Origin of the sequence: Sporosarcina aquimarina (assembly GCF_023715615.1) — a bacterium.
GTDB lineage: Bacteria > Bacillota > Bacilli > Bacillales_A > Planococcaceae > Sporosarcina > Sporosarcina aquimarina_A.
The window spans coordinates 40,811-62,122 of record NZ_JAMBOM010000003.1; the positions used below are offsets into that span (position 1 = coordinate 40,811).

Annotated in this window: 31 protein-coding genes and 5 tRNA genes; 3 read left to right on the plus strand and 33 right to left on the minus strand. The window is 43.5% G+C overall.

Annotated features, from left to right (window positions below; genetic code table 11):
- Positions 1 to 78: 78 nt before the first annotated feature.
- The 5 genes from M3197_RS09675 to M3197_RS09695 all read right to left on the minus strand — a co-directional run bounded on the left by M3197_RS09675 (position 79) and on the right by M3197_RS09695 (position 673).
- Positions 79 to 153, minus strand: a tRNA-Gln gene (locus M3197_RS09675).
- Between the two features lie 83 nt (positions 154 to 236).
- Positions 237 to 321, minus strand: a tRNA-Tyr gene (locus M3197_RS09680).
- Positions 322 to 388: 67 nt separating this feature from the next.
- Positions 389 to 463 (minus strand) — tRNA-Glu (locus M3197_RS09685).
- A gap of 45 nt (positions 464 to 508) precedes the next feature.
- Positions 509 to 584: transfer RNA gene (locus M3197_RS09690), tRNA-Thr, on the minus strand.
- A 14-nt stretch (positions 585 to 598) separates the two neighbouring features.
- Positions 599 to 673 (minus strand) — tRNA-Asn (locus M3197_RS09695).
- A 179-nt stretch (positions 674 to 852) separates the two neighbouring features.
- On the opposite strand from M3197_RS09695, the gene M3197_RS09700 reads away from it, so the two are divergent.
- Positions 853 to 1,515, plus strand: a complete 663-nt coding sequence (locus M3197_RS09700) for a hypothetical protein (RefSeq protein WP_251661120.1) — start codon at positions 853 to 855, stop codon at positions 1,513 to 1,515.
- Positions 1,516 to 1,557: 42 nt separating this feature from the next.
- Here M3197_RS09700 and M3197_RS09705 read toward each other — a convergent pair whose 3' ends face one another.
- Positions 1,558 to 2,235 (minus strand): KinB-signaling pathway activation protein, encoded by a 678-nt coding sequence (locus M3197_RS09705; RefSeq protein ID WP_251661122.1) that lies wholly within the window; start codon positions 2,233 to 2,235, stop codon positions 1,558 to 1,560.
- A gap of 139 nt (positions 2,236 to 2,374) precedes the next feature.
- Here M3197_RS09705 and gerD point away from each other — a divergent pair, with 139 nt between their 5' ends.
- Entirely contained in the window at positions 2,375 to 2,974 is a 600-nt protein-coding gene (gerD, locus tag M3197_RS09710; RefSeq protein WP_251661124.1) for a spore germination lipoprotein GerD, read from the plus strand.
- A 16-nt stretch (positions 2,975 to 2,990) separates the two neighbouring features.
- Here the strand turns inward: gerD and M3197_RS09715 are convergent, their stop codons facing one another.
- The 4 genes from M3197_RS09715 to M3197_RS09730 all read right to left on the minus strand — a co-directional run bounded on the left by M3197_RS09715 (position 2,991) and on the right by M3197_RS09730 (position 6,142).
- A complete protein-coding gene (locus M3197_RS09715) occupies positions 2,991 to 4,049 on the minus strand; it encodes an Mrp/NBP35 family ATP-binding protein (protein ID WP_251661126.1) in 1,059 nt (352 codons plus the stop codon).
- Between the two features lie 78 nt (positions 4,050 to 4,127).
- Complete coding sequence (locus M3197_RS09720; RefSeq protein ID WP_251661128.1) at positions 4,128 to 4,841, minus strand: N-acetylmuramoyl-L-alanine amidase; 714 nt, start codon at positions 4,839 to 4,841, stop codon at positions 4,128 to 4,130.
- 99 nt (positions 4,842 to 4,940) lie between these two features.
- On the minus strand, positions 4,941 to 5,237 hold the full coding sequence (locus tag M3197_RS09725; RefSeq protein WP_251661130.1) for a rhodanese-like domain-containing protein: 297 nt from the start codon (positions 5,235 to 5,237) through the stop codon (positions 4,941 to 4,943).
- 53 nt (positions 5,238 to 5,290) lie between these two features.
- Positions 5,291 to 6,142 (minus strand): mechanosensitive ion channel family protein, encoded by an 852-nt coding sequence (locus M3197_RS09730; protein WP_251661131.1) that lies wholly within the window; start codon positions 6,140 to 6,142, stop codon positions 5,291 to 5,293.
- A gap of 252 nt (positions 6,143 to 6,394) precedes the next feature.
- Between M3197_RS09730 and hpaB the strand changes: the two genes are divergently transcribed.
- Positions 6,395 to 7,852 carry a 4-hydroxyphenylacetate 3-monooxygenase, oxygenase component gene (hpaB, locus tag M3197_RS09735; protein WP_251661133.1) on the plus strand — a complete coding sequence of 486 codons (1,458 nt, stop codon included), beginning with the start codon at positions 6,395 to 6,397 and terminating at the stop codon, positions 7,850 to 7,852.
- A 118-nt stretch (positions 7,853 to 7,970) separates the two neighbouring features.
- Here the strand turns inward: hpaB and rpsI are convergent, their stop codons facing one another.
- The 23 genes from rpsI to rplX form a co-directional block, all read right to left on the minus strand.
- Positions 7,971 to 8,363 (minus strand): 30S ribosomal protein S9, encoded by a 393-nt coding sequence (gene rpsI, locus M3197_RS09740; protein WP_039043294.1) that lies wholly within the window; start codon positions 8,361 to 8,363, stop codon positions 7,971 to 7,973.
- Positions 8,364 to 8,382: 19 nt separating this feature from the next.
- Positions 8,383 to 8,820 (minus strand): 50S ribosomal protein L13, encoded by a 438-nt coding sequence (rplM, locus tag M3197_RS09745; RefSeq protein ID WP_025783833.1) that lies wholly within the window; start codon positions 8,818 to 8,820, stop codon positions 8,383 to 8,385.
- Positions 8,821 to 8,988: 168 nt separating this feature from the next.
- On the minus strand, positions 8,989 to 9,735 hold the full coding sequence (gene truA, locus M3197_RS09750) for a tRNA pseudouridine(38-40) synthase TruA (protein ID WP_251661135.1): 747 nt from the start codon (positions 9,733 to 9,735) through the stop codon (positions 8,989 to 8,991).
- Positions 9,736 to 9,747: 12 nt separating this feature from the next.
- Positions 9,748 to 10,545: an energy-coupling factor transporter transmembrane component T family protein gene (locus tag M3197_RS09755; RefSeq protein WP_251661137.1), complete on the minus strand. Its 798-nt coding sequence runs from the start codon at positions 10,543 to 10,545 to the stop codon at positions 9,748 to 9,750.
- Positions 10,542 to 11,414 carry an energy-coupling factor ABC transporter ATP-binding protein gene (locus tag M3197_RS09760; protein WP_251661139.1) on the minus strand — a complete coding sequence of 291 codons (873 nt, stop codon included), beginning with the start codon at positions 11,412 to 11,414 and terminating at the stop codon, positions 10,542 to 10,544. Before M3197_RS09760 ends, M3197_RS09755 begins: the two co-directional genes overlap by 4 nt.
- Positions 11,390 to 12,235: an energy-coupling factor ABC transporter ATP-binding protein gene (locus M3197_RS09765; protein ID WP_251661141.1), complete on the minus strand. Its 846-nt coding sequence runs from the start codon at positions 12,233 to 12,235 to the stop codon at positions 11,390 to 11,392. Before M3197_RS09765 ends, M3197_RS09760 begins: the two co-directional genes overlap by 25 nt.
- Positions 12,236 to 12,505: 270 nt before the next feature.
- A complete protein-coding gene (rplQ, locus tag M3197_RS09770; RefSeq protein ID WP_025783838.1) occupies positions 12,506 to 12,886 on the minus strand; it encodes a 50S ribosomal protein L17 in 381 nt (126 codons plus the stop codon).
- Between the two features lie 32 nt (positions 12,887 to 12,918).
- The gene (locus M3197_RS09775) at positions 12,919 to 13,863 is read right to left on the minus strand and encodes a DNA-directed RNA polymerase subunit alpha (protein WP_251661143.1); all 945 of its coding nucleotides are present in this window, start codon (positions 13,861 to 13,863) and stop codon (positions 12,919 to 12,921) included.
- Positions 13,864 to 13,995: 132 nt separating this feature from the next.
- Positions 13,996 to 14,385 carry a 30S ribosomal protein S11 gene (gene rpsK, locus M3197_RS09780; protein WP_025783840.1) on the minus strand — a complete coding sequence of 130 codons (390 nt, stop codon included), beginning with the start codon at positions 14,383 to 14,385 and terminating at the stop codon, positions 13,996 to 13,998.
- Between the two features lie 24 nt (positions 14,386 to 14,409).
- The gene (gene rpsM, locus M3197_RS09785) at positions 14,410 to 14,775 is read right to left on the minus strand and encodes a 30S ribosomal protein S13 (protein WP_251661146.1); all 366 of its coding nucleotides are present in this window, start codon (positions 14,773 to 14,775) and stop codon (positions 14,410 to 14,412) included.
- A 23-nt stretch (positions 14,776 to 14,798) separates the two neighbouring features.
- Positions 14,799 to 14,912 (minus strand): 50S ribosomal protein L36, encoded by a 114-nt coding sequence (gene rpmJ / locus M3197_RS09790; protein WP_076758849.1) that lies wholly within the window; start codon positions 14,910 to 14,912, stop codon positions 14,799 to 14,801.
- Between the two features lie 38 nt (positions 14,913 to 14,950).
- Positions 14,951 to 15,169: a translation initiation factor IF-1 gene (gene infA / locus M3197_RS09795; RefSeq protein ID WP_025783842.1), complete on the minus strand. Its 219-nt coding sequence runs from the start codon at positions 15,167 to 15,169 to the stop codon at positions 14,951 to 14,953.
- Between the two features lie 421 nt (positions 15,170 to 15,590).
- Positions 15,591 to 16,244, minus strand: a complete 654-nt coding sequence (locus tag M3197_RS09800) for an adenylate kinase (RefSeq protein WP_251661148.1) — start codon at positions 16,242 to 16,244, stop codon at positions 15,591 to 15,593.
- Positions 16,245 to 16,293: 49 nt separating this feature from the next.
- Positions 16,294 to 17,586, minus strand: coding sequence for a preprotein translocase subunit SecY (gene secY / locus M3197_RS09805; RefSeq protein ID WP_251661150.1), 1,293 nt, complete (start codon positions 17,584 to 17,586; stop codon positions 16,294 to 16,296).
- The gene (gene rplO, locus M3197_RS09810) at positions 17,586 to 18,026 is read right to left on the minus strand and encodes a 50S ribosomal protein L15 (RefSeq protein ID WP_025783845.1); all 441 of its coding nucleotides are present in this window, start codon (positions 18,024 to 18,026) and stop codon (positions 17,586 to 17,588) included. The genes secY and rplO overlap by 1 nt, the downstream gene beginning before the upstream one ends.
- 32 nt (positions 18,027 to 18,058) lie before the next feature.
- Positions 18,059 to 18,241, minus strand: a complete 183-nt coding sequence (rpmD, locus tag M3197_RS09815) for a 50S ribosomal protein L30 (RefSeq protein ID WP_025783846.1) — start codon at positions 18,239 to 18,241, stop codon at positions 18,059 to 18,061.
- A 13-nt stretch (positions 18,242 to 18,254) separates the two neighbouring features.
- Positions 18,255 to 18,755 (minus strand): 30S ribosomal protein S5, encoded by a 501-nt coding sequence (gene rpsE / locus M3197_RS09820; protein ID WP_025783847.1) that lies wholly within the window; start codon positions 18,753 to 18,755, stop codon positions 18,255 to 18,257.
- Between the two features lie 22 nt (positions 18,756 to 18,777).
- Positions 18,778 to 19,140 (minus strand): 50S ribosomal protein L18, encoded by a 363-nt coding sequence (rplR, locus tag M3197_RS09825; protein ID WP_251661151.1) that lies wholly within the window; start codon positions 19,138 to 19,140, stop codon positions 18,778 to 18,780.
- Between the two features lie 33 nt (positions 19,141 to 19,173).
- Positions 19,174 to 19,713, minus strand: coding sequence for a 50S ribosomal protein L6 (gene rplF, locus M3197_RS09830; RefSeq protein WP_025783849.1), 540 nt, complete (start codon positions 19,711 to 19,713; stop codon positions 19,174 to 19,176).
- Between the two features lie 30 nt (positions 19,714 to 19,743).
- A complete protein-coding gene (gene rpsH, locus M3197_RS09835) occupies positions 19,744 to 20,142 on the minus strand; it encodes a 30S ribosomal protein S8 (protein ID WP_025783850.1) in 399 nt (132 codons plus the stop codon).
- A 28-nt stretch (positions 20,143 to 20,170) separates the two neighbouring features.
- Positions 20,171 to 20,356 (minus strand): 30S ribosomal protein S14, encoded by a 186-nt coding sequence (gene rpsN, locus M3197_RS09840; RefSeq protein WP_025783851.1) that lies wholly within the window; start codon positions 20,354 to 20,356, stop codon positions 20,171 to 20,173.
- Positions 20,357 to 20,376: 20 nt separating this feature from the next.
- Positions 20,377 to 20,916, minus strand: a complete 540-nt coding sequence (gene rplE / locus M3197_RS09845; protein ID WP_025783852.1) for a 50S ribosomal protein L5 — start codon at positions 20,914 to 20,916, stop codon at positions 20,377 to 20,379.
- Positions 20,917 to 20,942: 26 nt separating this feature from the next.
- Positions 20,943 to 21,302, minus strand: a complete 360-nt coding sequence (rplX, locus tag M3197_RS09850; protein ID WP_251661152.1) for a 50S ribosomal protein L24 — start codon at positions 21,300 to 21,302, stop codon at positions 20,943 to 20,945.
- Positions 21,303 to 21,312 lie beyond the last annotated feature (10 nt).

The following is a 21,312-nucleotide window of genomic DNA, read 5'->3' on the forward strand; positions in this document are numbered from 1 at the left end:
TCTTTTCTTGCATGGTATTGCTCCAAATACCTTACGGTATTTCTCGCAAAAATTTTTAAAACGAAGTTTTAAAAATTTTGGCTGGGGTAGCTGGATTCGAACCAACGAGTGACGGAGTCAAAGTCCGTTGCCTTACCGCTTGGCTATACCCCAGTAATTAAAAAAAACGGCTCATCTCTGTACCGGATTACTACTATTAAATATAACCATAAGTATAAGAAATTAAACATGGAAAATGGTGGTGGGGGACGGATTCGAACCGCCGAACCCGGAGGGAGCGGATTTACAGTCCGCCGCGTTTAGCCACTTCGCTACCCCACCATTGGTTAATAATTGATAAGCGTGCATGGCGACATCGCTTATCTGCTATGTACTGCTGAAACAAACATGGTGACCCCTACGGGATTCGAACCCGTGTTACCGCCGTGAAAGGGCGGTGTCTTAACCGCTTGACCAAGGGGCCATATTTTTATCACCATACTGTCGCCATCTGTTCAAAACAGATTACTGGAGCTTCCAACCGGATTCGAACCGGTGACCTCTTCCTTACCATGGAAGCACTCTACCTACTGAGCTATGGAAGCATAGGCATGGAAAATGGCTCCGCAGGTAGGACTCGAACCTACGACCGATCGGTTAACAGCCGATTGCTCTACCACTGAGCTACTGCGGAATAATAGTATTAGCTTTTATCGAACAACAAAAATTATACCACGACTTCAAAAAATAGCAATAGGTTTTTTCATCGTGTTCTCTTCGTCTCTTAACGACTTTTACATAATAGCATGTGGTGCGCATAACGGTCAAGCCTTCATCATAAAGTACAGTAAACATGTTGGAAAGGAGCTTTTTGTGCTAAAAAAGATAGGTTGGATCATTATTATTTGTACGCTAATTCTCGTATTATGGCCCTCTTCCATTAAAGCTCCTCAGATATTGAGTGTGTTCAAACTGACACAGGAACCCGATGTTGTCGTTAGAGGCACATCCGGCTCAGCACTGACTCTAGATATTTCTTTTGGCGACTCTGCGCTTGAAAACTGGATTGCAGAGCTAGAAGCCCCCTATCCTTTGTTACTAGTAGATACAGCTTGGGCAATACGCTTCCCGGACTCTGCTGAGCTCATTCGCAAAAAAAATATTCCTGTTGCTCTTTTAGGTAAAGAAGGAGCCGCCTATGAAGAAGATTCTGCCCTTTTCACTAAGCAGCTAGAGGAGTTCACCACCCTATTCGAGAAAAAACCTCTTTGGTTCCGTACAAGCGATGAAGTCTTTCCAAAACTACTTCAAGAAGCGTTATGGAAACATGAAATAAATGCTCTTGGTTCCACTTTACGTTGGAAAGGCGGAAAACTCCCTCCCCACAAAAAAGGTGAAATATTAACCGTTGCTCTAGAGCGAAAAGGAAAAACAACATTGGATGACATCGATCGATTACTAGACAGTCGTGAATTTCAATCCGTGGAAGATGTTTTATTTGCGACAGATATCAAAACCAAAAAGATTCCTGAATAACAAAAGACGCATAGCGGCAATTTTGCCAGCATGCGTCTTTTGTTATTTTGCATTTACAGCTTTTTGTTTTCTGCGCTCTGCTTTACGTGCATCTAATTTTAGCTTATCCTCATCCGATTTCCGATTATATTTCGGAAGCGCGAGGAGTTGATAGGCATTCACGGAGACAAGTGGGAATAGCATAATCGTCACCCAGGTGTCGACTTCTCCATTGCGGACCATTAAAGCTGGTAACCATTCAAGAGTTGTAATGACAATCATGAAAAACAAAGCTGAAATCAGGATATGTTTTTTCGTCCATTGCGCTTTGAACCAAGCCGTTACTGCAGCAGTTCCTACAAGTATCGCAAGCAACACCATATAGAGAACAGTTCGTCCTACATCATCCGAAGTCAGCCGGAATCTGAAAAAGACTAAGTCAAAGAGAACAACGACGATCAACAATAGTTGTACCCAATTCCAGAGTGTCAACGTTCTAAATAAATTCACTCCGAACTGGTGAATGGTTAAATAAGCGAAGAAGCCCATTTGTGCGATTACGCTCATCGTAAACCCTAAAAATACCATCCATAAAAATGCACCTAAAAACTGGAAGTACTCTCCCGTTGATAAGTATGAGTAAAAAAAGTTCCAACGAACAATCAGTCCGACAAGTCCAGTAATAGAGCCACCTAAAAGTAGAGCCCGTATGAAAAATTTAATCCAATTTCGTATAGTCACAGCAGCGTTCCTCCGTTTTTATTACTGATTCTAGTGTAACAGCGATTTATCGAAAAATCTATTTCATTCAACAGTCTTTGCATAATACGCGCAAAGTTGTGAACAATAATTGAAAAGCCAGTGGAGGGATTTCAAATTCATGAGAAAATTATTAATATATCTGCTCCCTGTCCTACTCGTCTTAACCGCTTGTAGCAACGCACAAAATGCATCTCCTTCTTATGATGAAACGAAAAAGATGATGACTGATGCGATTCAAACCGAGGAAGGAAAAAAAGCGATTAGACAATTGCTGACGGAGGAAGAATTTAGAAAACAGCTCGTCCTTGAACAACCAGAAGTAACTTCCGCCATCGAATCGACGTTACTTTCAAAAGAGGGGAAAGATTTTTGGAAAGAAACGTTCGATGATCCGAAGTTTCAAAAAACAATCGCTTCCAGCATGAAGGATCAGCAACAAGAAATTATGAAAGCTTTGATGAACGATGCATCGTTCCAAAAAGAACTAGAAGAGTTCTTTGGCACCCCCGATATGCAAAAACAGTTAGAAAACATCTTGCACTCCGGCTCTTTGAAAAAGGAATTTGAAAAAGCAATCGAAGAAACGATTAGCAGTCCCCTGCTCCAAGCAAAGTGGCAAGAACTGATTCTACAAGCAGGAGAAGTGAAGCCGGTTGAAAAAGATGATAAGAAAAAGGAAAAAGAAGATGATAAAGAAGAAAGCGGAGGGGGAAAGTAACCCACTCCGCTTTTACTTATTTCTGAATTTTATCCACAACGTTTTGAGCGATTTCCAAATATATCTTTCCAATCGGATGGTCCGCTGCATAAACAGATGGTGCGAAGTCCTCTTCATCCCAATCCGGCTGTCCTAGCGGAATTTGTCCAAGCAATTCTGTTCGAAGTTCCTCAGCAAGCCGCTTTCCGCCACCAGAACCGAAAACAAACTCCTTTTCCCCAGTTTGTTTTGACTGGAACCAAGACATGTTTTCAATAACCCCTAGCAACGCGTGGTCTGTTTGCAACGCCATCGCACCCGCACGAGCAGCGACGAACGCAGCTGTTGGATGTGGTGTTGTCACAACGATTTCTTTAGAGGCTGGAATCATCTGATGAATATCAAGCGCAACATCACCAGTACCCGGTGGTAGATCGAGTATCATGTAATCCAATTCTCCCCATTCCACGTCTCTGAAAAATTGGTCAAGTACTTTACCAAGCATCGGCCCACGCCAAACGACCGGAGCATTATCTTCAACAAAGAATCCCATCGAAATGACTTTAACGCCTTTACGTTCGACAGGTATGATCCGATCTCCGCGGATTACAGGTGATTCCGTAACCCCCATCATATCCGGAACACTAAAACCGTAAATATCTGAGTCAATCAGCCCTACTTTTTTACCAAGACGAGCAAGACCAACTGCTAAGTTAACGGAAACTGTCGACTTCCCGACTCCACCTTTACCTGAAGCAATGGAGATAAACGTTACGTCATTGATAGGAGACAGTAAATCTTGTGCTTCTGCAGCTGTCGCAGTTCCACGGAATTTCTCTAATGTCTCTTGTGGCAATTCTTCAAATCGAATTCCAACCGAGTCAGCACCCGCTGCCTTAAGAACCTCGACAACTTTCGATTGAAGGGTCATTTGCTCAGCTGTGTTTATTTTAGCAATCGCCAATTTCACACTCACATGCGCTTTTTCAGGCTTGATGGTAATGCCTACAATCCCATCGGTTTCTGCTAATGTTTTATGTAAAAAGGGATCGCTCATGCCACCTAGTAATTCACGTACTGTTTCTTCATTTATCACAACGGAACACTCCTTAGAGGTTAGTACATTCCCCCCAAGTATATCATAGTCCGTCTGCTGAGTATGGCGATGCGCTTATCATTTATGTTCCATTGTCTGATGTTTGACAACACCTTCGACAATTGCATCGGCAACTTTTTTCCGATAATTAGAATCCGCCAGCAATTTATGTTCTTCAGGGTTTGAAATGAACCCTGTTTCAACGATGACCGAAGGAACTTGAATATTCTTCAGTAAGTATACCCCTTTAATCTTCATTGCTTCACGATCTGTATTCTTTAATTGGTCTTTAAACGCACTCTGAATCGATTTTGCGAGTGCTTCTCCACCTTCGTGTCCTTCAGGGTGGTAAAAAACTTGCGCCCCTCTCCACTGCGTCTGGGGGATCGCATTTACATGGACACTCAGAAACATATCGGGTTCTTCAGTTTCAGCAATCTTAACGCGCATCTTAAGATCTTCGAATTTCCGTTCACGCATCGATGAGAACTCTTTATCTGGCGCATGCTCAGCGATGGCATCCCCAGACTTCGTACGTGTCATAACAACAGTAGCCCCTTTTTGTTTCAACTTCTTTTCCACTTCTTTTGTGATGGCAAGATTGACATCACTTTCAATGAGCTCTTTAGTAGAAGCACCACCATCTTCTCCTCCATGCCCAGCATCCAACAGCACTTTGACGCCAGCTAGCTCAGCAGGCATGAAAAATGCACGATCTGAAGCATTTACTCCATACCAGACAACGCTTAAAGAACAAACTAATAGTAAGCCAATAATTATCACACGCTTCATATGACACCGCCTTTTTCATCCAATATACGCACGAGCGGTTTTTAATATGACCAAGCATAGAAAAGACGCCTTCCTTTGGAAGACGTCTGCATTCGTTACTTATTCGATTGGTCCTTGCCAGCTAAGCATACCGCCAGTCATATTAGTTACATCGTATCCTTCTTCTTCTAAAAATTGTGCAGCACGGCCACTTCTCCCGCCCGAGCGACAAATAATTGTGTACGGTTTTGTTTTGTCGAGTTCTTCTAATCGAGCTGGAATTTCACCAAGCGGTATGTGAATTGCACCTATGACTTTGCCTGTCGCAATTTCATCCGCTTCCCGAACGTCAATCATGTTAATTTGCTGACCTTCTTCTAACAATGTTTCCAATTCACTCGCTGTAATTTCTTTCATTTTTGTATGCCTCCTGTACGCTTGGCTTGCTATGGATATCATATACGTTCTACTCAATCGCGTCCATTGCTTTCGCCTAGTTGCTCTTGCTGATGAATCACTTGATAATTCAGTGGAAGTTCGATATTTGCTTCATCGAATGCGACCTTGATGGCCTTCAGAAGGTCTCGCTCACATTCCCATTGCAGTCCATTTTCAACTTGACCAATTACTCGGAGCACGACATTTGTGCCATCTATACTTTGCACGCCAATCGCATGCGGTCCGTCTTTAAAACGTTCGTCACGCTGGAATTCTTCACAAACCCGTTCCAAGACGCTAATAGCTTGGTCGACATCGTTGTAATAGCTAATTCCCACATCGACAAGTGCCCGCATATTGCCTCGTGTATGGTTGGCTACATTTTCAATAATGCGGTTCGGCAAGTAATTGAGAGTCCCGTCGAACGCCCGTATTTTTGTCGTGCGTAAACCGATCTCTTCCACAACCCCGTCAATGCCCGCCACCGTCACATAATCATCTACTTCCATCTGTTGCTCCAGAAGGATGAAGAAACCTGTTACGACGTCACTCACAAGTCCTTGTGCACCAAATCCGATGGCAAGCCCAACAACACCAGCACCTGCAATCAGAGGTCCAATGCTAACTCCAAATAGGGATAGCACAGTACCAATAAAAATGAAGATCATCACATAAGAAAAAATATTTAATAGTAATTTATCGAGTGTCTTAATGCGGCCCGGTTTTGTCTTTCTAGTCAAGGACATCTTATGAATGGTCGCACTGATCATTTTTTTGCCTAAAGGAACCGCAATAGAAAAAGCTGCAATTATGACTGCAAGCTTCATAGCCGTTTCAATTATTTTATCTAGATCAAAAGGGATTTTTTCAAAAAATTGCTCCATTTTTTATAGAAACCTCACTTTCATGCTGTTGCGTTAAAATAGCATACCGCACATGAAAACTTATTTTCAAGTAATCCGATGCCCCGTTAACAAGTCAGAAAATTACTTTCAACTTCGACCTTTTACACGCATAGGTAACTGCACAGCGCGGGTTTTTGAATTCATCTTTCTTTACGTAGAATTCTTTTTATGTAATCACATTTCCTAGTTAGGTAATAGACTATGTTAAACACCAAAAGTAGGAGGAGTTCTATGGGAGCAAAAAACGGCCATGAATTCATTAGCCGGATTAATCAATTGAAACCGGAAATATGGCTAAATGGCCAACAGTTAGAGGTTCCTATTTCTGAATGTCCAGAGTTCCGAGGACTGTTAAAAACAAAAGCCTCTTTATATGACTATCAGATTTTGCGTGAAAATAAGTCCGAAATGACATACGATTCTCCTACATCCGGTGAAAAAGTAGGGCTTTCTTTTTTACAGCCAACAACAATAGAGGACTTAAAAAAGCGCAGGACTATGATTGAGAAATGGGCGCGCCAGACATGTGGACTAATGGGCAGAAGTCCAGACTACCTAAATACGGTTCTTATGAGTTTTGCAAGCTCCTCATACTTTCTAGAAGGCAAAGAGAACTGCTTCCCCAATCACGTTCAAACTGCATATACAAGGGCAAGAGAACAGGATTTAACGTTTACTCATACATTCATCAATCCACAGGTAAATCGAGCACCTATATACTTAGAATCTTCAGATGAACCCATCTCCGCAAGAATCGTTGACACTACACAAGACGGCCTCGTTATCAAGGGCGCGAAATTGCTTGCAACCCAAGGCGGACTGACGGATGAAATCCTTGTATTCAGCGCACCTAGATTACTTCCAGATCCAGATGAAGCCTTTGCGTTCACACTTCCTTCAGATTCTGAGGGAGTGCGCTTCATCTGCCGGGAATCATTTGCGGGCACTGACTCTACATTTAATTACCCGCTTAGTTCTCGATTTGAAGAGATGGACTCCATTGTCGTATTCGATAACGCACTTGTACCATGGGAGCGTGTTTTCTTTTATCGCAATACTGAAGTGGCATCCCGATTCTTCGCAACTAGTTCCTTTCATCCATATACACTCCACCAAGTCATTACACGACAAATTGTCAAAACAGAATTTATGCTAAGCGTTGCAAAACTTCTTGTAGAAACGATAAACGTAGGCGAGTATTCCCACATCCAAGGAAAATTATCAGAAATTATCATTAGTTTAGAAACACTGAAAGCATTGTTGGATAAATCCGAGCAAGATGCGACTGTCGATCAATGGGGGTATATGCGACCTAGTATGATACCTCTACAAGTAGCCAGTAACATCTTTCCGCTAGTCTATCCGCGCTTCAGTGAAATCATTCAGCTAATCGGAGCGAGTGGGATGGTGACCATTCCTACTGAAGAAGCGTTCCACTCCAAGATTCAGCAGGACTTGGATCAGTATTTGCAAGGAGCTACTAAAAACGCAGAAGACCGTGTTAAAATCTTCAGACTCGCATGGGATTTGACGATGAGTTCTTTTGGTACGAGACAAACTCAATATGAGCGCTATTTCTTTGGTGACCCCATTCGTCTGGCCAGTCAATTGGATCGTTCCTACCCTTTACCTAATGGATTTTCCATGATTGAATCTTTGCTCGGGCCATTAGATGGTTGTCAGAGATAATCCTGTCTAGGAGGAATGACTGTCCGGATGAAAAGACTGAGTCGCTTAGTTGAAACTGAATTCCCCTATACAAAAACAGCCCATTCCGGTAAGGGAATGGACTGTGAGTAATTGATAATTAGCGTTTTGAGAACTGTGGTGCACGACGTGCGCCGCGAAGACCTGGCTTCTTACGTTCTTTCATACGTGGGTCACGTGTAAGTAGACCTGCAGCCTTTAGAGCTGGACGGAAATCAGGATCAACAGTTAACAATGCACGAGCTACTCCGTGACGGATTGCTCCTGCTTGTCCTGTGTATCCTCCGCCGTTCACGTTTACGTGAATATCGTAGCTTCCAAGTGTACCCGTAGTTACAAGTGGTTGCTTAATGATTTCGCGAAGTGTTTCGAATGGTACGTATTCTTCTGCATCACGTTTGTTGATGATGATTTTACCTTCACCAGGAACTAAACGTACACGAGCTGTTGAACTTTTACGTCGGCCAGTGCCGATATATTGTACTTGTGCCAAAAGTGTTTCCTCCTCTTAATTACCCGCGAAGCTCAAATGCTTCAGGTTTTTGTGCTGCATGAGTATGCTCTGCTCCAGCGAAAACGTGAAGCTTTTTAGCTGTTTGACGACCAAGTGGACCTTTTGGAAGCATTCCCTTGATAGCTAGTTCGAGCATTTTTGTTGAATAGTTAGTACGCATTTCAAGCGCTGTACGAGACTTAAGGCTACCAGTGTAACCTGAGTGACGGTAATATTTCTTGTCTTTCAATTTGTTACCTGTAAGTTGAATCTTTTCAGCATTGATGATGATCACGTGGTCACCTGTATCAACGTTTGGTGTGAATGTCGGTTTATGTTTACCGCGAAGCAATGTAGCGACTTCTGAAGCAAGACGTCCAAGCGTTTGGCCTTCAGCGTCTACTAGGAGCCATTTTCGCTCTACTTCGTGGCCTTTAGCCATGAATGTTGTACGCATAGTTTCATATCCTCCTAAATGAATATCAGTCTGTTCCGTTTTCTCTATCCCTAAACACAAATAAACTTTCGGGGCTTTTTGTGGGGTTATTGAAATACCAAATATTATCTTACCGGTTCTCGTCAAGAAAGTCAAGCAGTTTTCATATAAACACCTGGAAAAGTTGCTTTACTCTCCATACGTAACACTCATCAAATACAAACCGTGTGCTGGTGCGGTTTTACCGGCACGTTTACGGTCACGGGCCTCTAAGATTTCAGCCACTTCGTGCGGCTCATCCCATCCGATTCCAACAGCATAAAGGACACCTGCAATCGTGCGCACCATGTTATATAAAAAGCCGTCTCCTTCAATTGTTAAAATGAGATCATCGCCTTTTTCTTCAATTTCAAGTAGACGAATTGTCCGAACCTTATTTGACGTTGCTGTTTGGGATGAACAAAAGCTCGTGAAGTCATGCTTGCCGAGCAAATGCATCGCTCCTTCTTGCATCCGTTTAAGGTCTGGGTTCCATTTGCCTAAGTGAACTGAATAATTGCGGTCAAATGGACTTTGGATAGGTTTCCTTGTCCAACGATATTGATATGTTTTTCCTTTTGCGGAATAACGCGCATGAAAATCCTCACTTACAGGTTGGGCAGATAGGATGCGGATATCTTTAGGCAGCAAAACATTCAATGCCATTAGCCAACTGTCTTCAGTCAAATTGAGAGGCGTGTCAAAATGGATTACTTGTCCCCAGGCATGCACCCCAGCATCTGTTCTTCCACTTGCCACGCTATGAATTGAATCATCCTTATGCATCTTACGAAGGGCTTTGTCAATATCCGACTGCACCGTCCGCATTTTAGGTTGAGATTGGTAACCAGAAAATTGAGTACCGTCATATGCAACCGTAGCTTTTATACGCATCATGCGTGTCCTCCTTTACCCTCTGAAATACAGCATGATCGCGGAGAGTACACCTAGCAAAACAAGGACCATTGTGTCGCTCGTTTTCCACTGCAACTTCCGAAACCGTGTCCGACCTTCTCCTCCACGGTAACCGCGCACTTCCATCGCAACCGCCAGATCTTCAGCACGTTTGAACGCACTTACAAACAATGGAACGAGTAATGGAATCACTGCTTTTACTCGTTGCTGAATACTCCCCGAACTGATATCCGAGCCACGGGCAAGTTGCGCTTTCAAGATTTTGTCGGTTTCATCCATTAAGGTAGGAATGAATCTCAAAGCAATCGACATCATCATAGCGAGCTCATGCACAGGTAGCTTCAGCCTTTTCAGCGGATTGAGAAGTGTTTCCACCCCATCTGTAATCGATATAGGCGAGGTAGTCAGTGTGAGTACGGTTGTCATCAATACTAAAATTAAAAATCGTAACGAAATGTAAATACCTTGACGCAATCCTTCTTCATAAATCGTGATGAACTTCCACTGGAAGAGGACGTCGCCCTCACGCGTAAGAAACAAATGCATAAGAAGTGTAAATACCACGAGAAACAGAATCGGTTTGAGTCCACCTAACAAAAATGGAATTCGTATTTTTGAGAGAAGAATAACAAAAACTGTAAACGTAAGTAAAATAGCATAGGTCACGGTATTATTCGCCAGAAAAACTGCGAAGATGAACAAGAATATGAAAATGAGCTTGGATCTAGGATCCAGGCGATACGTAATCGAATCTCCGGGTAAATAGCGACCAAAAATCATCTTCTCCATCATTTCGGCTCACCCATTTCTTTAGCAAGCTCAGCAATCATTACGGCAAGTTGCTCTTCCGTGAGCGCAGGTTTCGGCAACTTATGATGAACCAATCGTTCGAAGTCTCTTTGAAATCGCACTGAACGAGGCAATTCCAAGCGATACATTGCAAGTTGCTCTGCATCTGTCAATACCTCTTCAGGGGGCCCATCGAGCACAGCATGACCTTCATGCATCACGATAACATGCTCTGCGTAGCGGGCAGCATCTTCCATACTGTGGGTAACTAAAACCGTAGTCAGGCCCTCTTCTTTGTGAAACCGTTCAAACAGCTCCATAATTTCACGGCGCCCTTGTGGATCGAGTCCTGCTGTCGGTTCATCTAATATTAGAACGGATGGGTTAAACGCAAGAACGCCTGCAATCGCAACCCGTCTCATCTGACCACCTGATAGTTCAAACGGTGACTTTTTTGCAACCTCTTTAGGCAAGCCTAGCATCTCGATTAGTTCGTGTGCCCGCGCTCTGGCTTCCTCTTCAGGAATACCGAAGTTCAACGGGCCGAACATAATATCTTTTTCCACAGTCTCTTCGAATAACTGATGCTCAGGAAACTGGAAGACGATTCCGACATTCCGTCGGACATTACGTAGTGCTTTCCCTTTAGTTTCCGAGGTAATGAGCGTGTCACCAACCTGTACGGTGCCTTCCGTAGGCTTCAGTAATCCATTTAAGTGAAGTAGCAATGTAGACTTCCCAGAACCAGTATGACCAATCACAGCTGTATACGAGCCTGATTTAATCGAAGCATTGATGTCATGTAGCGCTTTCTTTTCAAAAGGAGTATTCGGTGCATACGCGAAATTCACTTGTTGAAATGAGATGTCCATAACTCGTTCACCAACTCTTTTTCTGACATATGATCGCCTACTAGCGGCATTCCTGTGTGTCTCAACAACTGTGAGAGACGAAGAGCAAATGGCAAATCGAGTCCATGCTCTTGAAGTTTAGTTCCTTGTTCAAAGATAGAGGTCGGTGTCCCAGAAGCAGCAAGTTTCCCCTGGTTCATGACGAAAACACGATCTGCTAGAAGGACCTCTTCCAAGTCATGAGTGATAGAAATGACAGTAAGTCCAGTAGTGCTTCGTAACGTAGTAATCAATTCAATAACTTCACTTCGACCTTGAGGGTCCAACATCGATGTGGCTTCGTCCAATATCAAGATTTTTGGATTCATCGCAAGGGCCCCAGCAATCGCCACGCGTTGCTTTTGTCCGCCAGATAAATGATGGGGTTCGTGGTTATGATAGCCAGACATCCCGACATCGGAGAGCGCTTCTTTCACACGAATTTGCATGTCCTCGTAAGAAACACCATTGTTCTCTAATGCAAATGCAACATCATCCTGCACCGTAGCACCAACAAACTGATTATCCGGATTTTGAAACACAACGCCTAGTTGCGAACGAACGACCCATAGATTATCCTCTGTCAATGGATCCAAAAAGACATTAACCGACCCGGTAGCTGGAAAAAGTAAGCCAATCATCAATTTGGCTAGCGTCGATTTACCAGAACCATTATGTCCGACAATCGACACCCATTCCCCGTCACGAACCGTAAAGGAGACGTCTTGGACAGCTTGTACGAAAACGTCTTCTTCTGTTTCATATGCAAAAGATACACCGTCCAACGACAAAACTTCCCGCATCCACTACCGCCTCTTTTCTTGTGAGCTTATGTATGTATAACTAGAAATCCAATCAAAGATTTCTTTAAATAAAAAAAGCGCGCATCTCATCCGAAGAATGCGCAGCAAAATGGTTCGATGCCGGGTGCTCAAGCCGTCATCGCGGATGAGATGCGTAGAGCTAGACCGAACAAAAAATCTGTCGATCGTAACACTCAGCTTTTCATATTGTCGTATAAATCATTATGTGGAAAGAGGGTGTGGCTGTCGCCAGTCACACCCCCAAGTTCCTTACACGAGTTCGATGACTACAACAGGTGCTCCGTCTCCACGGCGCGGTCCCATCTTCATGATTCGTGTGTATCCGCCCTGGCGTTCTGCGTAGCGCGGTGCAACATCATCAAATAACTTTTGGATAGCAAACGTTTTAGTTTCCTTACCTTCATCATCTGTACCAAGAATTACTTCACGGCGGATGAATTCAGCAACCTGACGGCGTGCATGCAAGTCCCCACGCTTACCAAGTGTGATCATTTTTTCAACAACTGAACGAAGCTCTTTCGCACGTGCTTCCGTTGTTTGGATGCGTTCATGGATGATTAGGTCTGTTGCCAGGTCCCGTAGCATCGCTTTACGCTGTGAACTTGTGCGTCCAAGTTTTCTGTAACCCATAGAAGATTCCCTCCTTCAATCTAATTCTGCTTTCAATCTTCAGAGCGTAATCCTAGATTCAACTCTTCCAATTTCAGCTTTACTTCTTCAAGTGACTTTCGGCCAAGATTTCGCACTTTCATCATTTCGTCCTCGGACTTGTTAGCAAGTTCCATAACGGTATTGATGCCTGCACGCTTTAGGCAGTTGTAAGAACGAACAGAAAGATCCAATTCTTCGATAGTCATCTCAAGAACTTTTTCCTTTTGGTCTTCTTCTTTTTCTACCATGATTTCTGCAGTTTGTGCTTCGTCTGTCATACCGACAAAAATATTTAAATGTTCCGTAAGGATTTTAGCACCTAGCGAAACAGATTCTTTAGGACCAATACTACCATCTGTCCAAACATCTAGTGTTAACTTATCAAAGTTTGTACTTTGACCAACCCGGGTATTTTCAACCTGGAAGTTTACACGAGATACTGGTGTGTAGATAGAATCGATTGGAATAACACCAATCGCAAGGTCATCACGCTTGTTTTGTACTGAAGGAGCATAGCCTCTTCCTCGTACTGCATACATGCGCATACGGAGGTGACCATTTTTCCCAAGTGTTGCAATTTTAAGATTCGGATTCAATACTTCTACATCACTATCATGAGTAATATCAGCAGCAGTTACCACACCTTCGCCTTTGACATCTATCTCGATCACTTTTTCGTCATCAGAATAGATTTTAAGGGCTAATTGCTTCACATTTAGAATAATAGTAGCTACATCTTCTACAATGCCTTCAACTGTTGAGAACTCGTGAAGAACGCCATCGATTTGAATCGATGTTACGGCAGCTCCAGGCAGAGAAGACAACAGGACGCGGCGTAATGAATTCCCTAAAGTGTTTCCATAGCCTCGTTCCAATGGTTCGATAACAAACTTACCAAACATGGAATTTTCAGCAACCATAACGGTTTCAATCTTCGGTTTCTCAATCTCGATCATTCATTTACCCTCCTTCAAAACGTCTGTGTGGGTCGTTCCTTATTGAAATCGATTTTTATAGACAGCAAAATGCAATCGCACAATTCATTCTTACCAAAAATTGTGTTTCTCAATCAATTGGAATAGAAACCATTATACACGACGACGTTTTGGAGGACGGCATCCGTTGTGCGGAACAGGGGTTACGTCACGGATTGCTGTTACTTCAAGACCAGCAGCTTGTAGTGAACGAATCGCAGCTTCACGTCCTGCACCAGGTCCTTTAACAGTAACTTCCAACGTTTTAAGACCGTGTTCCATTGAAGACTTCGCAGCTGTTTCTGCAGCCATTTGAGCCGCAAATGGAGTCGATTTACGTGATCCGCGGAAACCAAGTGCACCAGCACTAGACCATGAAAGTGCATTTCCGTGTGTGTCAGTAATCGTTACGATAGTATTGTTGAACGTCGAGCGGATATGTGCAATCCCGGATTCAATATTCTTTTTTACACGACGTTTACGAGTTTGTTGTTTACGAGCCATGTTCGAAAATACCTCCTTTACCTATTATTTCTTTTTGTTTGCTACAGTCCGCTTAGGACCTTTACGAGTACGTGCATTGTTTTTTGTGTTTTGTCCGCGTACAGGCAATCCACGACGGTGACGGATTCCACGGAAGCTTCCGATTTCCATCAAACGTTTGATGTTAAGTGAAGTTTCACGGCGAAGATCCCCTTCAACTTTCAATGCATCTAATTGTTCACGGATTTTGTCGAGTTCCACGTCAGTTAAATCACGAACGCGTGTCTCTTCTGAAACTTCAGCTGCAGCAAGAACTTTCTGTGCTGTCGTTTTCCCAATTCCGTAGATGTAAGTCAATGAAATTACAACGCGCTTATCGCGCGGTACGTCTACACCAGCAATACGTGCCATATAGGTTGCGCACCTCCTTTATATTATCCTTGACGCTGTTTGTGCTTTGGATTTTCACAGATTACCATTACTCGGCCGCGTCTGCGAATAACTTTGCATTTTTCGCAGATCGGTTTTACAGATGGTCTTACTTTCATCTTACCCAACCTCCTTCATTAGTCCGGAGTGCAAAAGTTTATTTGAAACGGTATGTGATGCGACCACGTGTTAAGTCATAAGGCGACAATTCAATTGTCACTTTATCACCAGGCAAAATGCGGATGAAGTGCATACGGATTTTACCGGATACATGTGCAAGCACAGTATGTCCGTTTTCCAGTTCCACTTTGAACATCGCATTTGGCAACGTATCTATTACAGTACCTTCAATTTCGATTACGTCATCTTTCGCCATCAGCTCAGTCTCCCTTCTATATCCTATAAAGGCCCTCACCAACAAGCATCATCAGTCGCTTTACAAGCTCCTTCAACATATGTCCGGTATGCGCGAGTGATGTTCGAAAAGACGCAAATCACATTTCATACTAGTTTGCCGGTCCCGACATGTTGTGTGGAACTTCAAATCGGTACAAACATGACCGACAGTTTGCTACTGATCTGTTCATCCTATGACAACAAACCCACTCACATCAACACATTATACTCCGAAAAACAAGAAAATGCATGTGTGAAGTATTGAGCGTTCAACTGTCGAATGTTTTCGATTTTCAGCCTAGCATCAAGTGCTTTTGCAGCTCAATCTAATCAAATGCTCCTTCCGTACAGCAGAACGCTGCCGGACGTGATGCCCTGACGTCTGCATGCTTCGGAAAGGCTTAGTGAACCTGAGTTGTTAACACAGCATCCACGTCGTGAAATACGTCATTAATGTCCTGCTGACCATTAATGTTTGTCAGCACGCCTTTTCCATCGTAGAACGATAGTAGCGGTGCAGATTGTTTCATATTTACTTCCAGACGGTTTGTGACAGTTTCCGGATTGTCATCAGCTCTTTGATACAGTTCGCCTCCGTCTTTATCACATATGCCTTCAACCTTTGGTGGATTGAATTCTAGGTGGTAAGACGTTCCACAAACTTTACAGATCCGGCGACCCGTTAGCCGAGCAACAAGGAGTTCTTTGTCTACCTGGATGTTGAGTGCATGTTCGATTTTCCGAGATATTCCCTCAAGTATGCCATCAAGCGCTTCCGCTTGAGGGACAGTACGTGGAAAACCATCTAATAGAAAACCGTTATCACAGTCAGGTTTGCGAAGACGCTCACTGACAATACCAATCGTAACTTCATCAGGAACAAGTGCTCCTTGATCCATAAACGATTTAGCTTTGACTCCAAGTTCCGTGCCTTCTTGAATTGCAGCACGGAACATATCGCCTGTAGAAATATGAGGGATTCCGTACTTCTCGACAATTTTGTCGGCCTGAGTTCCTTTACCGGCACCAGGCAGACCCATTAATACGATGTTCATACGCCTTGCCCTCCATGGATATTCAAGTGGAGAAACTCTTCACTTGAATTTATTTCATAAATCCTCTGTAGTGACGCTTAACCAATTGCGATTCAAGCTGCTTCATTGTTTCGAGGGCAACCCCGACAACAATTAGCAAACTAGTACCACCGATTTGAGCGGACTGTGGAAGATTTGCAATTTCAATAATAATAATCGGAAGAACTGCGACAGTAGCAAGGAAAATCGAACCAACAAAAGTTAGTCGATAAAGCGTGCTTGTCAAATAGTCCTGTGTGTTCTGACCAGGACGAATCCCTGGGATATATGCCCCTTGTTTCTTCAAGTTGTCTGCGACATTCTCAGGATTAACCTGAACAAATGCGTAGAAATACGTGAAGGCAACGATCAGACCGATATACAGTGCCATGCCGGCTGGATGCGAGTAGTTGAGCACTCGCGTTATAGCAGCAACAGTACTGTTGTCACTGAAGAACGTGCCAAGTAATTGCGGCGTTGTAAAGAACGCAACCGCAAAGATGACCGGGATAACCCCTGCAGCGTTCAATTTCAATGGTAGGTGCGTTTGTTGTCCGGCAGAAGACTGCCCACGACCCGTCACCCGTTTTGCATATTGAATCGGAATTTTACGCAATGCTTCTTGGAAGTAGATCACGCCAACTGTAATTGCAATAACTGCAACAAGTAACAGAACCATCATCGCAATGCGGATGAACAAAGCATCCCCAGCATCTTGGATCTGTGACACATACAATTGGTTGACTGCATTCGGAATGGCAGCAACGATTCCGGCGAAGATAATGATTGAAATACCATTACCGACACCTTTCGCTGTAATCTGCTCCCCGAGCCAGAGAAGAAAAGCGGTACCTGCTGTTAACACTAGAGCGATGACAATATATGTCGAAACTCCGTTATCTTCAACAAGTCTCCCTTGGAACATCTGGTTAAATCCAAATGACATTGCAATCGCTTGGATGAACGCAAGAATCATGGTGAAATAACGAGTGAATTGTGCAAGTTTACGTCTTCCGACATCCCCTTGTTTTGCCCACTCAGAAAATTTCGGCACAACGTCCATCTGCAAAAGTTGCACGATGATTGACGCAGTGATGTACGGCATGATTCCCATGGCAAAGATTGAGAACTTAGAAAGTGCTCCTCCACCAAAAATGTTCAAAAATCCAATGAATTGATTGTCCGATTGCTGGAGCGCAGTCGCATCCACGTTCGGTACCGTGACAAACGTACCGAGACGGAATACGATGAGCATTAGCAGTGTGAAAATTATTTTAGACCGTATCTCTTTTACTCGCATGAAGTTTGAGATTGTCTGAAACATTATACCACCTCGACTTGCCCGCCCGCTTTCTCGATCGCTTCTTTAGCAGAAGCAGAGAATTTATGAGCTCTGACAGTAATCTTCTTCTCAAGAGTCCCATTACCAAGAATCTTAATACCGGATTTTTCATTGCTCACGATTCCTGTTTCAATCAACAATTCTGGTGTTACTTCTGTGCCTTCATCAAAACGATTTAACGTTTCAAGATTTACGATGGCATATTCTTTACGATTAATGTTCGTAAATCCGCGCTTAGGAAGACGTTGGAATAGTGGAAGTTGCCCACCTTCAAATCCAAGACGTACACCGCCGCCCGAACGTGAGTTTTGACCATTATGACCTCTACCAGATGTTTTACCTGATCCAGATCCCATACCACGACCAACACGTTTACGTTCTTTACGAGCACCTTCTGCAGGTTTCATTTCGTGTAATTTCATCTTTCGGCACCTCCTTATTCAAGAATAACTGATTATTGTTCGCTGACAGTTACCAAATGGCTGACCTTGTTGACCATGCCGCGAATTGCGACATTATCCTGGTGCTCAACCGTTTGGTTCATTTTGCGAAGTCCAAGAGCTTCAACTGTTTTACGTTGTGCTGGCTTAGCGCCAATCACGCTTTTAGTAAGGGTGATTTCAAGTTTATTTGCCATTGTGTTTCCCCCCTTAACCTAACAGTTCTTCTACGGATTTACCACGTAGCTGTGCTACATCTTCAGCACGCTTCAAATTCGTCAATCCCTGGATTGTAGCACGAACCATGTTGATTGGTGTGTTAGAACCAAGTGATTTAGAAAGGATATCCGTGATTCCTGCAAGTTCAAGTACCGCACGGACTGGTCCGCCGGCGATAACTCCTGTACCTGGTGCAGCCGGTTTGATAAGAATCTGACCTGCTCCGAAGCGTCCGATGATCTGATGTGGCGTTGTGCCTTTGACCATTGGTACTTCGATTAGGTTTTTCTTCGCATCTTCGATTGCTTTACGGATTGCATCTGGAACTTCTTGTGCTTTCCCAGTACCGAAACCAACGCGGCCGTTTTTATCACCAACAACGACTAGAGCAGTAAAACGGAAACGACGTCCGCCTTTTACAACTTTAGCTACGCGGTTGATGGTAACTACGCGCTCTTCGAATTCACTTTTGTTTTGTTCATTACGACGCATGGAATATGTCCCTCCTTCTTAATTAAAATTCAAGTCCATTTTCGCGTGCAGCGTCAGCTAGTGCTTTGACGCGGCCGTGGTATAGATAGCCTCCGCGGTCGAATACGACAACTTTGACATTCTTTTCTGCACCTTTTTTCGCAATCAGTTCGCCCACTTTAACAGCAGCGTCTGCATTAGAAGAAGAATCCGCTGAGAATTCTTTATCCATTGTAGATGCGCTTGCAAGTGTTACACCGTTTGCATCATCAATAAGTTGTGCATAGATGTGTTTGTTAGAACGGTATACGTTCAAGCGAGGACGCTCAGCAGTACCGTTGATCTTTGTACGGACACGTGCATGCCGTTTTCTACGGACAGCGTTCTTATCTTGTTTTGTGATCACTCGAGGTCACTCCTTCCGGATGCCTATGCGGCATTATTTACCTGTTTTACCTTCTTTGCGTCGAACAACTTCGCCTTCGTACTTGATACCTTTACCTTTATACGGCTCTGGTGGACGTACTTTGCGGATGTTAGAAGCAAGAGCACCAACGCGTTCTTTGTTAGTACCGCGAACGATAATTTTTGTGTTAGCAGGCACTTCAACTTCAATGCCTTCTTCCGGTGTGAATTCAACCGGTTGTGAGTAACCTACGTTCAATACAAGTTTCTTACCTTGCATTTGAGCACGATACCCGACACCTACTAGTTCAAGCGCGCGCTCAAAACCAGCTGATACTCCAGTAACCATGTTCGCTAGAAGCGAACGTGTAGTACCGTGCATCGAACGGTGTTCTTTCGATTCAGATGGACGTGTCAATGTGATCACGTTACCTTCCTGTTCGATCTTTATGTCTTTAGTAAATGTATTTGTAAGTTCGCCTTTCGGTCCTTTAACTGTAACGAAGTTATTCTCATCGATCGTAACTGTTACGTTTTCAGGCACCTCAATCGGACGTTTACCAATTCGGGACATTTGTTTGCACCTCCATTCAATTGTTACAGATTACCAAACGTAAGCGACGACTTCTCCGCCAACTTGTTTAGCACGAGCTTCTTTATCAGTCAAAACACCGTTAGAAGTTGAAACAAGGGCGATACCTAGTCCGTTCAACACTCTTGGCACTTCTGTTGACTTTGCATATACACGAAGACCAGGCTTAGAAATACGCTTGAGTCCAGTGATTACGCGTTCTTCGTTTTTACCATATTTAAGGAAAATGCGGATGATGCCTTGTTTGCTGTCTTCCACATATTCTACGTCGCGGACGAAACCTTCACGTTTGAGGATTTCTGCGATCTCTTTTTTAAGGTTTGAAGCAGGTACTTCAAGCTTCTCGTGACGCACCATGTTGGCGTTACGAATGCGAGTAAGCATATCTGCGATCGGATCACTCATTGTCATTACATTAACCTCCTTCCCAGAATGGGGTTTACCAGCTTGCTTTTTTAACGCCAGGAATTTGTCCTTTGTATGCGAGTTCGCGGAAACAAATACGGCAAAGTTTAAACTTCCGATATACTGAGTGTGGACGCCCACAGCGCTCACAACGTGTATATTCTTGAACCTGGAACTTTGGCGTACGTTTCTGTTTTGCGATCATTGATTTTTTAGCCACGTTTTACGCCTCCCTTATGTTTACTTTTGGAACGGCATGCCGCACTGCGCTAGCAACTCACGAGCTTCCTCGTCTGAGTTGGCAGTCGTAACGATGACGATATCCATTCCGCGTACTTTAGACACTTTATCGAAGTCAATTTCCGGGAAAATTAGTTGCTCTTTCACACCAAGTGTGTAGTTTCCGCGTCCGTCGAATGATTTATTCGATACACCACGGAAGTCACGTACACGTGGAAGTGATACAGCGATCAACTTGTCCAGGAACTCATACATGCGTTCTCCACGTAGAGTAACTTTTGTTCCGATAGGCATTCCTTCACGAAGACGGAATCCAGCGATAGATTTCTTCGCTTTAGTTACGACTGGTTTTTGACCTGAGATAATTGTCAAGTCTTCCACAGCAGCATCAAGTGCTTTTGTGTTTTGAACCGCGTCGCCAACACCCATGTTGATAACGATCTTATCAACTTTCGGTACTTGCATTACAGATGTATAGTTGAACTTGCTCATGAGAGCAGGAGTAATTTCTTTTTGGTATTTATCCTTTAATCGGCTCATTCAGAAGAACCTCCCTTCTTAGAGAGTTATTTTTTGAGTTCTTTTTTGCTAATCTCGTCGATAACTTCGCCGGATTTCTTCGCAACACGGGACTTAACACGGTATGTCTTGTCGCCTTCGGTTTTTTCTTCAATCTTGTAACCGATACGTGTTGGTTCACCTGACTTAGGATCAACAAACATTACGTTAGAAACGTGAATTGCAGCTTCAAGGCTTACAATACCACCTTGCGGATTCGCTTGGTTTGGCTTTGTATGCTTTTTGACGATGTTCACGCCTTCAACGAGGATACGCTCTTTGTTAGGGAATACTGAAAGGATGACACCAGTCTTTCCTTTGTCTTTCCCAGAGATAACTTTTACTTTATCGCCTTTTTTAATGTGCATTCTGTTGCAC

Excerpts from the sequence above, each read along its gene's own strand:
- rpsE (WP_025783847.1), bottom strand. The coding sequence starts at position 18,755 with ATGCGTCGTAATGAACAAAACAAAAGTGAATTCGAAGAGCGCGTAGTT.
- rplX (WP_251661152.1), bottom strand. The coding sequence starts at position 21,302 with ATGCACATTAAAAAAGGCGATAAAGTAAAAGTTATCTCTGGGAAAGAC.
- hpaB (WP_251661133.1), top strand. The coding sequence starts at position 6,395 with ATGGGAGCAAAAAACGGCCATGAATTCATTAGCCGGATTAATCAATTG.
- rplM (WP_025783833.1), bottom strand. The coding sequence starts at position 8,820 with ATGCGTACAACATTCATGGCTAAAGGCCACGAAGTAGAGCGAAAATGG.
- M3197_RS09765 (WP_251661141.1), bottom strand. The coding sequence starts at position 12,235 with ATGCGGGAAGTTTTGTCGTTGGACGGTGTATCTTTTGCATATGAAACA.
- M3197_RS09800 (WP_251661148.1), bottom strand. The coding sequence starts at position 16,244 with ATGAACATCGTATTAATGGGTCTGCCTGGTGCCGGTAAAGGAACTCAG.
- M3197_RS09775 (WP_251661143.1), bottom strand. The coding sequence starts at position 13,863 with ATGATCGAGATTGAGAAACCGAAGATTGAAACCGTTATGGTTGCTGAA.
- gerD (WP_251661124.1), top strand. The coding sequence starts at position 2,375 with ATGAGAAAATTATTAATATATCTGCTCCCTGTCCTACTCGTCTTAACC.
- rpmJ (WP_076758849.1), bottom strand. The coding sequence starts at position 14,912 with ATGAAAGTAAGACCATCTGTAAAACCGATCTGCGAAAAATGCAAAGTT.
- rpsK (WP_025783840.1), bottom strand. The coding sequence starts at position 14,385 with ATGGCTCGTAAACAACAAACTCGTAAACGTCGTGTAAAAAAGAATATT.
- rpmD (WP_025783846.1), bottom strand. The coding sequence starts at position 18,241 with ATGGCAAATAAACTTGAAATCACCCTTACTAAAAGCGTGATTGGCGCT.
- M3197_RS09730 (WP_251661131.1), bottom strand. The coding sequence starts at position 6,142 with ATGGAGCAATTTTTTGAAAAAATCCCTTTTGATCTAGATAAAATAATT.
- rpsH (WP_025783850.1), bottom strand. The coding sequence starts at position 20,142 with ATGACAATGAGTGATCCGATCGCAGATATGCTTACTCGCATTCGTAAC.
- M3197_RS09760 (WP_251661139.1), bottom strand. The coding sequence starts at position 11,414 with ATGGACATCTCATTTCAACAAGTGAATTTCGCGTATGCACCGAATACT.
- M3197_RS09755 (WP_251661137.1), bottom strand. The coding sequence starts at position 10,545 with ATGATGGAGAAGATGATTTTTGGTCGCTATTTACCCGGAGATTCGATT.
- truA (WP_251661135.1), bottom strand. The coding sequence starts at position 9,735 with ATGATGCGTATAAAAGCTACGGTTGCATATGACGGTACTCAATTTTCT.
- infA (WP_025783842.1), bottom strand. The coding sequence starts at position 15,169 with ATGGCGAAAGATGACGTAATCGAAATTGAAGGTACTGTAATAGATACG.
- M3197_RS09720 (WP_251661128.1), bottom strand. The coding sequence starts at position 4,841 with ATGAAGCGTGTGATAATTATTGGCTTACTATTAGTTTGTTCTTTAAGC.
- rplE (WP_025783852.1), bottom strand. The coding sequence starts at position 20,916 with ATGAGCCGATTAAAGGATAAATACCAAAAAGAAATTACTCCTGCTCTC.
- secY (WP_251661150.1), bottom strand. The coding sequence starts at position 17,586 with ATGTTTCAGACAATCTCAAACTTCATGCGAGTAAAAGAGATACGGTCT.
- rplF (WP_025783849.1), bottom strand. The coding sequence starts at position 19,713 with ATGTCCCGAATTGGTAAACGTCCGATTGAGGTGCCTGAAAACGTAACA.
- rpsM (WP_251661146.1), bottom strand. The coding sequence starts at position 14,775 with ATGGCACGTATTGCTGGTGTAGACGTACCGCGCGATAAGCGCGTTGTA.
- rplQ (WP_025783838.1), bottom strand. The coding sequence starts at position 12,886 with ATGGGTTACAGAAAACTTGGACGCACAAGTTCACAGCGTAAAGCGATG.
- rplO (WP_025783845.1), bottom strand. The coding sequence starts at position 18,026 with ATGAAATTACACGAAATGAAACCTGCAGAAGGTGCTCGTAAAGAACGT.
- M3197_RS09725 (WP_251661130.1), bottom strand. The coding sequence starts at position 5,237 with ATGAAAGAAATTACAGCGAGTGAATTGGAAACATTGTTAGAAGAAGGT.